The sequence below is a fragment of the Streptomyces sp. Z26 genome, assembly GCF_003665095.1.
Taxonomy (GTDB): domain Bacteria; phylum Actinomycetota; class Actinomycetes; order Streptomycetales; family Streptomycetaceae; genus Streptomyces; species Streptomyces phytohabitans.
Window position 1 is genome coordinate 2,722,019 of the sequence record NZ_RCHV01000002.1, and the last position, 15,579, is coordinate 2,737,597.

A 15,579-nucleotide genomic window follows, 5' to 3' on the forward strand; every position below is an offset into this window, starting at 1 on the left:
GGCGCCCGGGTCGGGCCGGGCGCCCGACCGGGTCAGGCGCCCAGCGCCCCGGCGAGCGCGTCGAGCAGGTCGACCACCCCGGCGGGGCCGTCGACCACCAGGTCGGCGCGGGCGGCGAGTTCGGCCACCTCGTCGCTGCCGCTGCACACGAGCAGGCCGTGGCCGCCCTCGGCGCGCAGCGCCTCGACGGCGGCGAAGGCGGCGAGGTCACCGAGGTCGTCCCCCGCGTAGAGCACCGCCTCGGCGCCGGTCTCCCGTACGAACTCCCGCAGCGCCACGCCCTTGTCCATCCCCGGCGGCCGCAACTCCAGCACCAGCCGCCCCGGTTCGACGACCAGCCCGTGGCGGGCGGCGAGCGCGTCGAGCGGCTCGCGCAGCAGCGCGAAGGCCGCCGCCGGGTCGGGCGCGCGGCGGGTGTGCACGGCGAGCGCGCCGCCCTTGTCCTCGACGTGCACGGCGTCGGCCCCCGGGCCGCCGTTCACGACGCCGGTGCCGGGCAGCAGTTCCGCGAGGAGTACGGGCAGGGCCTGCCGTACGGCCTCGACGCCCGCGTGCGGCGGGGGCAGCCGCAGGGTGCCGGTGGCGGCGTCCCAGCGCTCCGCGCCGTACGCGCCGAGCACGGTGAGGCCCGGCAGGCCGGGCACGGGGACGCCGGTCGCGTCGGCGACGCCGGTGTAGCGCACGGCGAGTTCGGCGGGCCGTCCGGTGATCACGGCGACGGCGGCGAGGTGCGGGGCGAGCCGCGTGAAGGCCGGTACGGCGCCGGGGTGGGCGCGGGCGCGGGACGGGTCGGGGACGATCGGGGCGAGCGTGCCGTCGAAGTCGGCGGCGACCACGGCCTTCCCCGGTTGGGCGAGGAGGGCGGCGAGTCCGTCCCGTCCGGCGGCCGTGCCGGGGACGGGGAGGGCGGCTGCGGGCGTACGGGAACCGGGCTGCGCGGCGCTGTCCATGCGGCGGACCCTACCCCCGGCAAGCCGGACGGGACACGGGGAGCGGGTGAAGCCCCGACGAACGCCGTGGCGCCGGGGCGGCGCCGGGGTCCTACGCGCGGCGGGCGCGGCGCGCGGCGCGGCGGGCGCGGAGGCGGTTGACGGTCACCGGGTCGTGGGCGAGCGCGCGGGGGTCGTCGAGGAGGGCGTTGAGCAGCTGGTAGTAGCGCGTCGGGGAGATGCCGAGGCGCTCCCGGATGGCGCGCTCCTTCGTGCCGGGCCCGGACCAGCCGCGGCGCTCCACGGCGAGGACGGCCCTGTCCCGTGCGGACAGCTCCTCCTCGGCGGCGCCCTCCGGCTCCCGGTCCCGGTCCTCCTCAGCCATGTCTCCAAGCTACCGGCCGCCGCGGACACGCACCCCCCGCCGCGCGCCCCGCCCGCTACCGGGCGGCGCCCGCCGACTCCTCCGTCTCCGCCGTCTGCTGGAGCGTGCGGAGGATGTTGCCGGGGTCGACGCCCTCCTCGACCGCGCGCCCGATGGTCCGCTTGATCTCCGCGCTGACCTTTCCCCAGGACACCTTCCCCACCGGGTAGAACTCGGCGGTGGGCAGCTGGTCCAGGAATCGGCGCATGTTCTGGTGCGCGTCGTCGGCCCGCATCCGCGCGGACGCGGACGTGGTGACGGGCAGCAGGTCGTAGCGGCCGACGAAGTCGTAGTGGTGGTCGACGTCGAAGGCGTACGCGAGGAACTTCCCGGCGGCGTCCCCGTTCCCGTTCGCCTTGAAGGCCATGGCCCAGTCCGCGACGCCCATCGTCGACCCGGCGGGCCCGTTCCGGCCGGGCAGTACGGCGGTGCCGTACTCGACGCCCTGCCGGTCGGCCTGCTGCATCAGCGTGGGGTGTCCGTTGAGCATGCCGACCTCGCCGCGTCCGAAGGCGTCGAAGACGTCCTGCCGGTTGGTCTCGGCGGGCGCCTTCGCGCCGGTGAGCCCGGCGCCCACCAGCTCGTCGCGGAGCCACTCGAAGGTGGCGATGTTCTCCGGCGAGTCCAGGACGTAGCTGTCGCCGTTGTCGGTGTACGAACCGCCGCCGCCGAGCAGCCACATCATGGTCTCGGCCGGTGCCTCCTCGGGCCCGAGCGGCAGCCCGTACGGGATCGGCACGCCGTCCGCCTTCAGCTTCCGCGCCGCGCTCCGCAGCTCGGCCCAGCTGCGGGGTGGGGCGTCGGGGTCGATGCCCGCGTCGGCGAAGAGGGCCTTGTTGTAGAACAGCAGCCGGGTGCTGGAGACGAACGGCAGGCCGTACTGCGCGCGGTTCACCTCGCCCGCGTCCGCGAGCGCCGGGAGGTAGTCGGCCTGCACGGGGATGGGCAGCAGCTGGGCGACGTCGTAGAGGCGGCCCTGGGCGGCGTAGTCGGCGTACGAGCCGATCTGCGCGATGTCCGGCGGCTCGCCGTCCGCGACCATGGCGGCGACCTTCTCGTCCACGTCATTCCAGCTGAGGACGGTGACGTCGACGGCGACGCCGGGGTTCTTCTTGCGGAAGCCGCGGGCGAGTTCGTCCCAGTACGCCTGGGAGCCGTTGCCGCCGCCCGGGTCGCCGTAGTCGGCGGCGACCACCTTGAGGGTGACGTCGTCGCCGCCCGGCCCCGTACCGCCGCCGCACGCCGAGGCCGTCACACCCGTCGCGCCCGCCAGTCCCGCGGCCGCCATCCCCAGGAACCGACGCCGCTGCACCGCGCTCCCCCTTCCGGTCCGGTGCGCCGCGGACCGGGCGCTCTCCCGTGCCGCCCGGTCCGTGCGCGTTGCTCTGCGTTCCACCGCGGGGCCCACGCCGTCCACCCGGTGTTCCGTCCCTCGACAGCGCCCGAGTGTCCCCCGGCGGGCGGCCGAGGTCTACACCACTGCCGGTATCGCTTCCGCATCGGCCCGCGCGGCGCGGCGGCGCGGGCCGTGGGCCGGTGGTGGGGGCGGGTCCGGCGGGGCGGATCACGTAAGTGGACTAGACCTTTATGCGGTCTCCGGGCGAGACTGTGTGCTGTGAGTCCCTACGTCATCGCCCTCGACGTGGGCGGCACCGGCATGAAGGCCGCACTGATCGGCCCCGCCCCGGAGCACCGCCCGCTGTACGAGGCACGCCGCGGCACACCCCGCGAGGCGGGCCCCGACGCCGTCGTCGCGGCGGTGCTCGACTTCGCCGCGGAGCTGCGCGCGTACGGCGTCGCGCACCTCGGCGCCGAGCCCGTCGCGGCGGGCGTCTGCCTGCCCGGGATCATCGACGAGGCCGCCGGGGTCGCCGTCTTCGCCGCCAACCTCGGCTGGCGCGACGTGCCGCTGCGCGACCAGCTGCGCGCACGCCTCAACGCCCCGCACCCCGACGACGCCCCCACGGCCACGGGCGCGGGCATCCCCGTCGTCCTCAGCCACGACGTCCGTACGGGCGGCCTCGCGGAGGGCCGGATCGGCGCGGGCAAGGGCGTGGACCGCTTCCTCTTCGTGCCGCTCGGCACCGGCATCGCCGGGGCCATCGGCATCGACGGCCGCGTCGAACCGGGCGCCCACGGCGGCGCGGGCGAGATCGGCCACATCGTCGTACGCCCCGACGGGCCGCCCTGCGGCTGCGGGCAGCGCGGCTGCCTGGAGACGCTCTGCTCCGCCGCCGCCGTCGGCCGCGACTGGGCGGCGGCGTGCGGCGACCCGACGGCCACCGCCGCCGACGCCGCCGCGGCCGTCGCGGCCGGCGACCCGCGCGCCGAGGCCGTCTGGCAGGCCGCCGTCGACGCGCTCGCCGACGGCCTCCTCACCGGCCTCACGCTGCTCGACCCGCGCACCCTGATCATCGGCGGCGGCCTGGCCGAAGCGGGCGAGACGCTGTTCGCGCCGCTGCGCCGGGCCGTGCGCGAGCGGGTCACGTTCCAGCGGCTCCCCACGATCGTCCCGGCCGCCCTGGGGGACGCAGCCGGGTGCCTGGGCGCGGGACTTCTCGCCTGGGACCGACACTCCGCGGAGGTTTCCAGCCGATGACGGCGATGACACGCAAGGTGCTGACCGGGGCACGGGTGGTGCTCCCCTCCGGCGTGGCCGAGGACGCGCGGGTGGCCGTCGAGGGCCGTACGCTCGCCGTCCCCGACCTGCCGGGCGCGTACGACGGGGCGGACCCGTACGGCGCGACCGCCGGGGACGACATGTACGAGCTGGCCGGGCACTGGATCGTGCCCGGCTTCGTGGACATGCACGTCCACGGCGGCGGCGGCGCGTCCTTCTCGGCGGGCACCGCCGAGGAGGCGCTGGAGGTCGTCGACGCGCACCGGCGGCACGGCAGCACCACGATGGTCGCCTCGACCGTCACCGGCGACCTGGACGACCTGGCCCGGCAGGCCGCCGTGCTCAGCGAACTCGTCGAGCAGGGCGACCTGGCGGGCGTGCACTTCGAGGGCCCGTTCATCGCCCCCGGCCGCTGCGGCGCGCACGACCCGACGCTGCTGCGGGCGCCCGACCCGGCCGACGTACGGAAGCTGCTCGACGCCGCGCGCGGCACCGCCCGGATGCTGACGCTCGCGCCGGAGCTGCGCGGCGGCCTGGAGTCCGTACGGCTGCTGGCGGAGCACGGCGTCATCGCGGCCGTCGGCCACACCGACGCCACGTACGACGCGACGCGGCAGGCGATCGACGCGGGCGCGACGGTCGCCACGCACCTGTTCAACGCCATGCCGGGGCTGGGCCACCGGGCGCCGGGGCCGATCGCCGCGCTGCTGGAGGACGAGCGGGTCACCGTCGAGCTGATCAACGACGGCACGCACCTGCACCAGGCGGTGCTGGAGATGGCGTTCCGGCACGCGGGCGCGGACCGGGTCGCGTTCATCACGGACGCGATGGGCGCGGCGGCCGTCGGCGACGGCGTGTACCCGCTGGGCCCGCTCACGGTGGAGGTACGGGACGGGGTGGCGCGGGTCGTCGGGACCGGCTCCATCGCGGGCTCGACGCTCACGATGGACCAGGCGTTCCGGCGGGCGGTGACGGTCGACGGGCTGCCGGTGGCGGACGCCGTACGGGCGCTGTCGACGAACCCGGCGCGGCTGCTGGGCGTCGGTGACCGGGTCGGCAGCCTGGAGCCCGGCAAGGACGCGGACCTGGTGGTGCTGGACGCCGACTTCACGCCGGTGGGCGTGATGCGGAAGGGCGAGTGGGTCGTTCAGCCCGCGTGCGTGTGAGCACGGTGGGATGATGCCGTGCGAGGGGTGTGCGCACGGAGGTGCGCGGACGACGACGCGGTGGAGGAGCCATGCGCGGCGGAGCACACGGGGGCCGGAGGCCGCGCTGCGGCCGGTACGGCGCCCGCGCGGGTGTCCGGCGCGGGGCCGGGCGGGCCGCGGCGGTACGGGGTGCGGGGACGACCCGGGGTGGGGGACAGCGGGACGGGCGCCTTCCGGGCTGGGCGGACGGCCGTACCGACACCACCCGCCGAGCCGTGCGGGGGTGGTCCGCGTGATCCTCACGGTGACGCTCAACACGGCGGTCGACCTCACCTACCGGGTGCCCCGGCTGGAGCCGCACTGCGTCCACCACGTCCACGACGTGACGGAACGGCCGGGCGGCAAGGGCCTGAACGTCGCGCGCGTCCTCGCCGCCCTCGGCCACGACACGGTGGTGACGGGCTTCGCGGGCGGCCGTACGGGCGAGGAGCTGCACGCCCTGCTCCGTACGGCGCCCGGCTCGCACCGGGTGACGGACGCGCTCACGGCCGTACGGGGCAACACCCGCCGCACCGTCGCCGTCGTGGACGACACGACCGGTGACACCACGCAGCTCAACGAGCCCGGCCCGCAGGTCTCCGCGGAGGAGTGGACGGCGTTCGTCACCACGTACGAGCGGCTGCTGCCGGACGCGTCGGCCGTCGCGCTCTGCGGGAGCATGCCGCGGGGGCTGCCCGTGGGGGCGTACGCGGCGCTCGTACGGGAGGCGCGTGTCGCGGGCGTACCGGTGCTGCTGGACACCAGCGGCGAGCCGCTGCTGCGCGGCCTCGCCGCCCGGCCCGACGTCGTCAAGCCGAACATCGACGAGCTGGCCGGGATCACCGGCACCAGCGAGCCGCTGCGCGCCGCGTACGAGGCGCGGCGGCGCGGCGCGAACGCCGTCGCCGCGTCGCTCGGCGCGGACGGCGTGCTGCTGGTCACCCCGGACGGCGCGTGGCGGGCCGCCCCGCCGAGCCGCCTGGTGGGGAACCCGACGGGCGCGGGCGACTCGGCCGTCGCCGGGCTGCTGTCCGGCCTGGTCGAGGGGTTGCCGTGGCCGGACCGGTTGGCGCGGGCGGTGGCGCTGTCGGCGGCGACCGTACGGGCGCCGGTGGCGGGCGAGTTCGACACGGCGACGTACGCGGACCTGCTGCCCCGGGTCGTCGTGACGGAGCAGGCGCGGGTGGGCTGACGCGCCCGGCCGCACCGGCCCCGGGGCGGGTGCCGTGCCGGGGCCGGTGCGGGGGTGCTCGCTGGGTGCGGTGCGTGCGCGGGGTGGCGGCGGCCGGTCAGGCCGTGGGGCGGGTGAGGTCGTAGAGCGTGGTGCCGTCCACCGTGACCTCCGTGAAGTGGCCCCGGACCCACGCGCTGATCTCCGCGGCCGTGCCCGATCCCCCGGCGCCCGGCCCGCCGAACCCCGCGCCGCCGCCGGGGCCGCGGCCTTCGGGAGCGCCGTCCTCGCCACGGCCGTCCGCGACGAAGTAGCGCACACGGCCGTCCGCCACGTACTCCCGGAACTCGGCGAGCGTCGGTGACGGGTCGCTGCCGTTGAAACCGCCGAGGGCCATCACCGGTTCGCCGGTGGCGAGTTGGTAGCTGGCGGCGTTCTGCGCGCCGACGGCCGCGGCGGCCCAGGTGTGGTCGTCCGCGTCGCGGGACAGCGTCGCGGCCACCTCGGCGCCGACCCGCTGCCCGTTCAGCAGACCGCCACCGCCACCGTTGCCACCGCCACCGCCACCGCCACCGCCGCCGGGCCCGTTGCCCGGCCCGCCGCCCGGCGGCAGGGCGCGGGCCTGCCGCCCGCCGCCGGGGCCGCCCGGCGCGGCGCCGGGGGGCCGCGCGCGCTCCGCGCCCGGCCCCGGGCCGAGGCGCGCGCCGCCCATCGGCCCGCCCCCGCCGGGGCCGCCGCGTGCGGCCGGACCGGCCGTGACGATCGAGCCCTGGTGGCCGGTGCCGACGGTGTGCAGGGTGTACGCCGTGGGCCCGGCCAGGCAGGCCGCCAGCGCGAGGCAGGCGCCCCCGGCGGCGACCGCCCCGGCCCACCGCCGCGCCCGACCCGTGCGCGCGCCGGGCACCGTACCCGCACGACCCGCCGTACGACCGTCCGCGCACGACTCCCGTACGGCGTCCGCCCGTTCGGGCCGCCCCAGCCGTACGGCGAGCGGCAGCGCGACCGCCGCCGCCAGCCCGGCCGCGAGCACCAGCGGGCGCAGCCAGGGCAGCCAGTCCGGGGTGCGGTCCAGCAGGACGTACGACCAGAGGGCGGTCACGGCGACCGTACCGGCGAGGGTCAGCGCGGCGGCGTACGTGTCGCGCCGCTCCCACAGCGCGGCCGTGCCCGCGCCGACGAGCGCGGCGACGTACGGGGCGAGGGCCACGGTGTAGTACTCGTGGAAGATCCCGGCCATGAGGCTGAACACCCCGGCCGTCACCAGCAGCGCGCCGCCCCAGGCGAGGAACGCCGCCCGCCGCGCGTCCGTGCGCGGCGCCCGCCGGGTGGCCACCAGCCCGGCCACGAGCAGCAGCAGCGCGGCGGGCAGCAGCCACGAGATCTGGCCGCCCACCGCGTCGCCGAACATCCGCCCGAGGCCGCTCTCCCCCCAGGCGCCGCCACCGCCACCGGGTCCGCCACCGCCGGGGCCGCCGCCCACGCTGCCGGTCTCGTCGCCGTTGAGGCGGCCCAACCCGTTGTAGCCCAGGGTGAGTTCGAGGAAGCTGTCGTGCTGCGAGCCGCCGACGTACGGGCGGGACGAGGCGGGCCACAGCTCCACCACGGCCACCCACCAGCCGCCCGCGACCACCAACGCCAGTCCGGCGGCCGCGAGTTGGACGAGCCGCCTGCGCACGGGAGTCGGCGCGCACACCGCGTACAGCAGCGCGAGCGGCGGCAGCACCACGAACGCCTGGAGCGTCTTCGCCAGGAACGCGGCGCCGACCGCGGCCCCCGCCCCCACCAGCCACCCCGTCCGCGCGTCCTCCAGCGCGCGCAGCACGCAGGCCACGGCGACGGTCATCAGCAACGCCAGCAGCGCGTCCGGGTTGTTGAAGCGGAACATCAGCGCGGCCACCGGCGTGAGCGCCAGCACCGCACCGGCCGACAGGCCCGCCGCCGGGCCGAAGCGGCGCCGTACGGACGCGTGCAGCACGGCGACCGTGGCCACGCCCATCAGCACCTGCGGCAGCAGGATCTGCCACGAGCCGAGGCCGAACAGCCGGACGGACAGGGCCATCGGCCAGAGCGCGGCGGGCGGCTTGTCGACGGTGATGGCGTTGCCCGCGTCGAGCGAGCCGAAGAAGAACGCCTTCCAGCTCTCGCTGCCCGCCTGGACGGCCGCGGAATAGAAGGAGTTGGCGTAGCCGGAGGCGCTGAGGTGCCAGGCGTAGAGCAGGCCGGTGGCGAGCAGCAGCGCCACGTGGGCGGGCCGCGCCCAGCGCGGCGGGGCGGGGGCGGCCGGTGCGGGCGCGGGCTCGGGCACGGCGGCCGGAACGGTCGTGGCGGCGGTCATCGCGCGCCTCCCTCGGGGGCGGTGCGCTCCGGCGTGGTGTGCTCGGGGGCGTACGCGCCCCCTTCCGCCGCGTCCCGTTCCGCCGCGCCGTCCGGGAACACCCAGCCCCGCAGCAGCAGGAACCGTACGACCGTCGCCGCGAGGTTGGCGGCGACCAGCACGGACAGTTCGGCGCCGTGCGACACGGCGCCGCCCGCCGGCTCCAGGGCGGCGAGCGAACCGCTGGTCAGCGCGAGACCGACGCCGAACACGACGAGCCCCTGCGCCTGGTGGCGTACGGCACGGGCCCGGCCGCGTACCCCGAAGGTGAACCTCCGGTTGGCGGCGGTGTTGCCGAGCGCGGACAGCAGCAGCGCCAGGGCGTTGGCGGCCTGGGCGCCCGTACCGAGCCGGAACAGCGAGTACAGCCCGAGGTGGACCAGCGTGCTGACCACGCCGACCGCGCAGAAGCCGAGCAGCTGCCGCGCCAACCCGCGCGGCACGTCGGCCAGTTCGCGGTCGCGCGGGTCGTCCCCGAAGGGGCGGCGCAGGCGCGCGAGCGGGAGTGCGCCGGTGGCCAGCGCGCCGCCCACGCGCCACACGCCGCGCAGGTCCTCGACGGCGGTACGGACGAGGTCCACCCGGCTGTCCGGGTCGTCGACCCAGTCGACGGGCACCTCGTGGACGCGCAGCCCGGCGCGTTCGGCGAGCACGAGCAGCTCGGTGTCGAAGAACCAGCCGGTGTCCTCGACCAGCGGCAGCAGCCGTTCCGCGACGTCCTTCCGTACCGCCTTGAAGCCGCACTGCGCGTCGGAGAAGCGGGTGGCGAGGCTGCCGCGCAGGAGGAGGTTGTACGCGCGCGAGATCAGTTCCCGGCGCGGCCCGCGCACCACCCGGGCGTTCCGCGCGAGGCGCGAGCCGATCGCGAGGTCCGAGTGCCCCGACAGCAGGGGCGCGACGACGGGCAGCAGGGCGTTCAGGTCGGTGGACAGGTCGACGTCCATGTACGCGAGCACGGGCGCGGGCGACCCCGCCCAGACCGTACGCAGCGCGCGCCCCCGCCCCTTCTCCTCCAGCCGTACGGCCACCACCTCCGCGATCCGGTCGTCGAGCCGCGCGGCGATCTCCGGCGTGCCGTCCGTGCTGGCGTTGTCGGCCACGGTGATGCGGAAGCGGTACGGGAAGCCCGCCGTCAGGTGCGCGTGCAGGCGCAGCACGCTCCGTTCCAGGCCGTGCGCCTCGTTGTGGACGGGGATCACGACGTCGAGCACGGGCGTGTCCGGCGCGTCCGTGCGCACCGGCGTGCGCGCGGGGAGCGCGGCCGGGGGTACGGCGTGCGGCGGTACGTCGTGCGGGCACCCGTACGGCGACGGGGCGGACGGCTCGGGCGGGGTGGGCGGGGTGGGCGGCGGGGCCGCCGGTGGCCTGGTCTCCATGCCGCGACCCTCGCCAACGGGCCTGTACGGGCCGTGTGTCGCGGCTATGCGTCAGCTGTGAGTACGGGCGCGGGCAGCGGGCGCGGCCCGTCCGCGCCGCCGCCGGGCGGGCGCGTGGCGGGCAGCCGTACGGCGAACACCGTGGCGCCCGGGGCGCTCCGCACCGTCACCTCGCCGCGGTGCGCGGCGACGACGGCGGCCACGATGGCGAGGCCGAGACCCGTACCGGCGCCCACGCCCGTACCGGCGGCGGCGTCACCCGCGGGCGTACGCTCCGCCGCGCCCGAACCCGTACCCGCGCCCGTATCCGCGCCGCCCGGTGCGCGCGAGCGGGACGCGTCCCCGCGCGCGAACCGCTCGAAGACGTGCGGCAGCGTCGCCGCCGGTACGCCCGGCCCGTCGTCCGCCACCTCCAGCAGCACGTCCGCCCCCTGCCGCCGTACGCGCGCCGTGACCGTGGTGCCGGGCGGGGTGTGCGCGGCGGCGTTGCCGAGGAGGTTGACGAGCACCTGGTGCAGCCGGGCGCCGTCGCCGGTCACCGTGGCGGGCTCGGCGGGCAGTTCGAGCCGCCACGCGTGCCCGCGCGCGGCGGCGCGCGCGTCCCCGACCGCGTCCACGACGAGCGGCGAGAGGTCCACGTCCTGCCGGGCCAGCGGCCGCCCGGCGTCCAGCCGCGCCAGCAGCAGCAGGTCCTCCACCAGGCCCGTCATCCGCTCCGCCTCCGCCTCGATCCGGCCGAGCGCGTGCCGCGTGGCGGGACCGGTCGGCTCGGGTCCGCGCCGGGTCAGCTCCGCGTAGCCGCGGATCGACGCCAGCGGCGTACGCAGCTCGTGGCTGGCGTCCGCGACGAACCGCCGTACCCGCAGCTCGCTCGCGTGCCGTGCCGCCAGCGCCGAACCGACGTGCCCCAGCAGCCTGTTGAGCGCGCCACCGACCTGCCCGACCTCCGTACCGGGGTCGGTGTCGGCCGCCGGCACCCGCTCGTGGAGCACCACCTCGCCCCGGTCCAGGCGGAGTTCGGACACCCGCGTCGCGGTGGCGGCGACCCGGCGCAGCGGCCGCAGCGCGATGCGCACCATGGCCGCGCCCGCCAGCCCGGACGCGGCGACGCCCGCCGCCGCGACGCACAACTCCACGACGACCAGCGTGCCGAGGGTGTCCCGCACCGACTCCAGCGGCAGCCCGACGACGACGGTGCCGTCGGGCGTACGCACCGAGTCGACGCGGTACGCGCCGAGCCCCGGGAGGTCCACGGTGTGGGCGCGGCCGTCACGCGGGACGGCGGCGAGGGCGGAGTCCTGCGCGGGGGTGAGGAGTTCGGCGCGGTCGGCCGGGGACAGGCGCGGGGCGTCGTCCACGAAGACGGCGCCGCGCACCGGAGCGTCCCCGTCCGGTGCGTCGCGGACCCGCGCGCCGACCGTACCCAGGTCCTGCCCCGGCATCGCGACGAAGCCGAGGGCGCCTCCCGGCCCGTGGCGCGGCGTCCCGGCGGAGCGGACGGCCGCCGCCTGGAGCCGGTCGTCCAACTGCCCGTGCAGGTACGACCGCAGGGCGATCGTCGTCACCGTGCCGATCACCGCGCAGACCACGGCGGTCAGCACGACGGACGAGACGACCAGCCGCCCGCGCAACGACCAGCGCCGCCAGGGCGCGCCGGGCCGGGGAGGACGTACGGACCGGGGAACGCGTACGGGCACGGGCGCGCTCACTCCCCCGGCTTGATCAGGTAACCCGCCCCGCGCCGCGTGTGGATCATCGGGCTGCGTCCGGCGTCGATCTTTCGGCGCAGGTACGAGATGTACAGCTCGACGACGTTCGCCTGCCCGCCGAAGTCGTAGGACCAGACGTGGTCCAGGATCTGCGCCTTGCTCAGCACCCGGCGCGGGTTGCGCATCAGATAGCGCAGCAGCTCGAACTCCGTCGCCGTCAGGTCCACGGGCACGCCCGCCCGTTCGACCTCGTGGCTGTCCTCGTCGAGCACCAGGTCACCGACCGCGATCGTCGACTCCGCGCGCGCCGCCGCCGCGCCCGAACGGCGCAGCAGCCCGCGCAGCCGCGCGACGACCTCCTCCAGGCTGAACGGCTTGGTGACGTAGTCGTCGCCGCCCGCCGTCAGCCCCGCGACGCGGTCCTCGACCGAGTCGCGCGCCGTGAGGAACAGCACCGGCACGTCGGGCAGCAGCGCGCGCAGCCTGCCGAGCACCGCCAGCCCGTCCTGGTCGGGCAGCATCACGTCGAGCACGACGGCGTCCGGCCGGAAGTCGCGCGCCGCGCGCACGGCGCCCGCGCCGTCGCCCGCGCTGCGCACCTCCCAGCCCTCGTAGCGGAAGGCGAGGGAGAGCAGTTCGGCGAGGGCGGCCTCGTCCTCCACCACCAGGAGGCGGACGGCGCTGCCGTCCGGGCGGAGCCGTACGGCGGGGGCGGACGCCGCGGCGGGGGACGGTCCGGGGGACGGGGTGCCGGTCATGGCACCAGGGTGGGGGCGCGGGCTGAGAGGAGGCTTTCGGTTTCCTGTGCGTTCCCTGAGAACGGCTGCCCGCGCCGCTCGCGCCCGTACGCGCCGACGCCCCGGGAACCGGCACCGGAACCGGGGCGGGCGGGGTGGTCCGCGGCTCAGCCCGCGGGCTTCAACCAGACCTGGTCGAGGTTGACGGTGCACTTGTCGCCGTCGCCGCAGCTGATCGCGAAGCTGTTCTCGCCCTTCTTCACCTGCACGGTGGCGAAGGTGTACGTCCAGCCCTTCTCCCAGTCGCCCTTCTCGGCCTTGGCGAAGTTCTTCATCTTCAGGCCCGTGGGATGCGGCTCGTCGTTCACGCCGAGGGAGAGGTGCATGTCCTCGCCGGGCACGGCGTACCGGACGTAGAGGTCGTACGTGCCGCCGTCCGACACCTCCGTCGTCCACTTCGCGGTCGCCCCGGCGGCGTCCATGCCCGCGACGTACGTGCCGTTCCTAGCCTTCGCGCCGGGCACCGAGCCCTCGACGCGCGCGCCGCCCTCCAGCCGGAGCGTGGACGCGTCCTCCTTCGGCGGCGCCTTCTCCTCCTGCTCGCCGTCGCCGCTGCCGCCCTGCGGCTCGTCCTCCGGGGCGTCGCCGTTGCCCTGGTCGGGCTCCTGCGTCTGCTCGGAGCCGTTGGCCTTCGCGTCGCCGCCGTCGTCGTTGAACACCATGGCGGCGCCGATCCCGATCACCACGGCCGCGACGACGGCGACCGCGCCTATCAGCAGCCCGTTCCGGCTGCCGCCGCGCCCGCCCTGCCCGCCGCGTCCGGCGGCCTGCTGGCGCGTGGCGGCACGCCCGCCGGGCATCGTCTCGGGAGCGGCGTAGTGGGCGCTGGGCTGGCCCTGACCGGAGGACGCCGAGCCGTACGCGCCGGGCTGCTGCTGCGCGACCGTCTGCGCGAACTGCTGGCCCTGACCGCCGTGTTGGGCGCCGTACTGGTGCTGACCCACGGCCCGCACCTGGTGGTACGAGCGACGGGGCACGCCGCGCTGCTGCTGTGCCGAGGCCGCACCGCCGTCCGCACCGCCGCCTTCCGAGCGGTACAGATAGGCGAACGGGTCGTCGTCCTGCGGCGCACCCGTGCCGTTGTTCTCGGCGGTCATGCCCAGTCACTCCCTACTGCTCAGGTATCCGGCCGAGCCTACATCCATGGGGTGTCCCGTACGCCACCGCAGAAATGATCAGAGACTGGCCGCCACGTGAAGTTTTCGGCCACTCTCGGAGCCCGTCCCCGGACATCCCCGCACCCCGGCTCCACGCGCTCTCCCCGGGGCACCATACGGCCCCGACTACCCTGCTCTGCGCTGCCCCTTGGAGCGCGAACGCTTCTCCACGTACATCCGCTGGTCGGCGGACTGGAGCACTTCCTCGGCCGTCATCCCGCAGCCCGCCCAGCCGATGCCGAAGCTCGCCCCGACCCGTACCGCGCGGCCGTCCACGCGGATCGGCGGGATGATCGCGTTCCGCAGCCGTACGGCCAGGTCCTGCGCCTCCGCGGGGCCCACACCGTCCGCCAGCACCACGAACTCGTCGCCGCCCAGCCGCGCCACCGTGTCGTTGTCCCGCACCAGCCCGGAGAGCCGCCGCGCGACCTCGATCAGCACGGCGTCGCCGCAGTGGTGGCCGAAACGGTCGTTGATGGACTTGAATCCGTCCAGGTCGCAGAAGAGGACGGCGAGACCCTTCTCACCCGGCCCGTCCCCCTGCGGCGGCACCTCGTGCACGTGGTGCGAGTCGTACGGCGCCGGGCCGCCGCCCGGCATCTCCGGCAGGCCGCCCGGCGGCGTACCGGCGAACGGGTCGTCCACCGCGTAGCCGTCGAAGTCCTCGCCGAGTCCCGCCGCGCCGCCCGAGCGCGCCGGACCGGCCGCGGAGGGGTCCGGGTTGGAACAGAGGCGGCTGTTGAGGCGGGCGCGCAGCTCGGCGCTGTTGGGCAGGCCGGTCAGCGAGTCGTGGCTGGCGCGGTGGGCGAGTTGCAGCTCGCGGCGCTTGCGGTCCTCGATGTCCTCGACGTGCGTGAGCAGGAAGCGCGGCCCGTCGGCGGCGTCGGCCACCACCGAGTTGCGCAGCGAGACCCACACGTACGAGCCGTCGCGGCGCGCGAGCCGCAGCTCGGCCCGGCCGCCCTCGGCGGAGGTGCGCAGCAGCGTGCCGATGTCCTCGGGGTGCACGAGGTCGGAGAAGGAGTACCGGCGCAGCGACGACGCCGTACGCCCCAGCAGTCGGCACAGCGCGTCGTTCGTCCGCACCAGACGCCCGTGCTGGTCGCCGCCCATCTCCGCGACGGCCATGCCGCTGGGCGCGTACTCGAACGCCTGCCGGAAGCTCTCCTCGCTGGACCGCAGCGCCTGCTGCTCCCGCTCCAGCCGTACGAGCGCGCGCTGCATGTTGGAGCGCAGCCGCGCGTTGCTGAGCGCGATGGCGGCCTGCGACGAGTACATCTGGAGCGCCTCGCGGCGCCAGGCGCCGGGGCGGCGGCCGTTGTCGGGGCGGTCGACGGAGATCACGCCGAGCAGCTCGCCGGCGGTGTCGTAGAGCGGTGCGAGCAGCAGGTCCGAGGGGTGCCACTCGTCGGGGGTCGTCGGCGCGGGCGCCGTGGCGTACCAGCCCGGCACGTCGTCGTCCTCCAGCACCCAGCTCTCGGTGTACGGGATGAAGCGCAGCTCGCCCCAGCGCTCCCCCATGGAGAGCCGCCGGTCCCAGGAGGCGCGCGAGCCGCTCCGCCCGGCCATGGTGGCCTCGGCGGCCTCGCTGCCCGCGACGGCGGCGACGACGAGGTCGCCGTCGGAGCGGACGAGGTTCACGGCGCACAGCCGGAAGCCCAGCCCGTCGACGACTCCGTCGGCGATGGCCTGGAGGGTGTCGGCGAGGCTGCGCGCGGTGTTCAGCTGCGACACGACCTGGTGCAGTTTCCGCAGGCTGGCGAGGCGTACGTAGGGCTCCGACTCGGTCTCCATCGCCTCCCCCTGAGCGTCGACGTCCGGCTTCCCGATCCCGT

Annotated in this window: 12 protein-coding genes; 3 read left to right on the forward strand and 9 right to left on the reverse strand. The window is 76.5% G+C overall.

Features of this window, described 5'->3' with window-relative positions:
- Positions 1-32: 32 nt before the first annotated feature.
- The 3 genes from otsB to D7M15_RS11995 form a co-directional block, all read right to left on the reverse strand.
- Entirely contained in the window at positions 33-950 is a 918-nt protein-coding gene (otsB, locus tag D7M15_RS11985; protein ID WP_121517505.1) for a trehalose-phosphatase, read from the reverse strand.
- Positions 951-1,041: 91 nt separating this feature from the next.
- On the reverse strand, positions 1,042-1,314 hold the full coding sequence (locus D7M15_RS11990) for a DUF3263 domain-containing protein (protein WP_121517506.1): 273 nt from the start codon (positions 1,312-1,314) through the stop codon (positions 1,042-1,044).
- 55 nt (positions 1,315-1,369) lie between these two features.
- A complete protein-coding gene (locus D7M15_RS11995) occupies positions 1,370-2,665 on the reverse strand; it encodes an extracellular solute-binding protein (protein ID WP_121517507.1) in 1,296 nt (431 codons plus the stop codon).
- Positions 2,666-2,968: 303 nt separating this feature from the next.
- Between D7M15_RS11995 and D7M15_RS12000 the strand changes: the two genes are divergently transcribed.
- The 3 genes from D7M15_RS12000 (at position 2,969) to D7M15_RS12010 (ending at position 6,352) form a co-directional block, all read left to right on the forward strand.
- Positions 2,969-3,952 (forward strand): ROK family protein, encoded by a 984-nt coding sequence (locus D7M15_RS12000; protein WP_121517508.1) that lies wholly within the window; start codon positions 2,969-2,971, stop codon positions 3,950-3,952.
- Positions 3,949-5,139 (forward strand): N-acetylglucosamine-6-phosphate deacetylase, encoded by a 1,191-nt coding sequence (gene nagA / locus D7M15_RS12005; protein ID WP_121517509.1) that lies wholly within the window; start codon positions 3,949-3,951, stop codon positions 5,137-5,139. Before D7M15_RS12000 ends, nagA begins: the two co-directional genes overlap by 4 nt.
- A 274-nt stretch (positions 5,140-5,413) precedes the next feature.
- Complete coding sequence (locus D7M15_RS12010; protein WP_121520652.1) at positions 5,414-6,352, forward strand: 1-phosphofructokinase family hexose kinase; 939 nt, start codon at positions 5,414-5,416, stop codon at positions 6,350-6,352.
- Positions 6,353-6,449: 97 nt separating this feature from the next.
- Here the strand turns inward: D7M15_RS12010 and D7M15_RS12015 are convergent, their stop codons facing one another.
- The 6 genes from D7M15_RS12015 to cdgB all read right to left on the reverse strand — a co-directional run bounded on the left by D7M15_RS12015 (position 6,450) and on the right by cdgB (position 15,538).
- On the reverse strand, positions 6,450-8,666 hold the full coding sequence (locus tag D7M15_RS12015) for a glycosyltransferase family 39 protein (protein WP_121517510.1): 2,217 nt from the start codon (positions 8,664-8,666) through the stop codon (positions 6,450-6,452).
- Positions 8,663-10,081 carry a bifunctional glycosyltransferase family 2/GtrA family protein gene (locus D7M15_RS12020; protein ID WP_121517511.1) on the reverse strand — a complete coding sequence of 473 codons (1,419 nt, stop codon included), beginning with the start codon at positions 10,079-10,081 and terminating at the stop codon, positions 8,663-8,665. The genes D7M15_RS12015 and D7M15_RS12020 overlap by 4 nt, the downstream gene beginning before the upstream one ends.
- 44 nt (positions 10,082-10,125) lie before the next feature.
- Positions 10,126-11,778: an ATP-binding protein gene (locus D7M15_RS12025; RefSeq protein ID WP_240649268.1), complete on the reverse strand. Its 1,653-nt coding sequence runs from the start codon at positions 11,776-11,778 to the stop codon at positions 10,126-10,128.
- Positions 11,779-11,786: 8 nt separating this feature from the next.
- Complete coding sequence (locus D7M15_RS12030; RefSeq protein ID WP_121517512.1) at positions 11,787-12,548, reverse strand: response regulator transcription factor; 762 nt, start codon at positions 12,546-12,548, stop codon at positions 11,787-11,789.
- A gap of 146 nt (positions 12,549-12,694) precedes the next feature.
- Positions 12,695-13,684: a hypothetical protein gene (locus tag D7M15_RS12035; protein WP_121517513.1), complete on the reverse strand. Its 990-nt coding sequence runs from the start codon at positions 13,682-13,684 to the stop codon at positions 12,695-12,697.
- A 186-nt stretch (positions 13,685-13,870) separates the two neighbouring features.
- Entirely contained in the window at positions 13,871-15,538 is a 1,668-nt protein-coding gene (gene cdgB, locus D7M15_RS12040) for a diguanylate cyclase CdgB (protein ID WP_121520656.1), read from the reverse strand.
- Between the last annotated feature and the right edge of the window lie 41 nt (positions 15,539-15,579).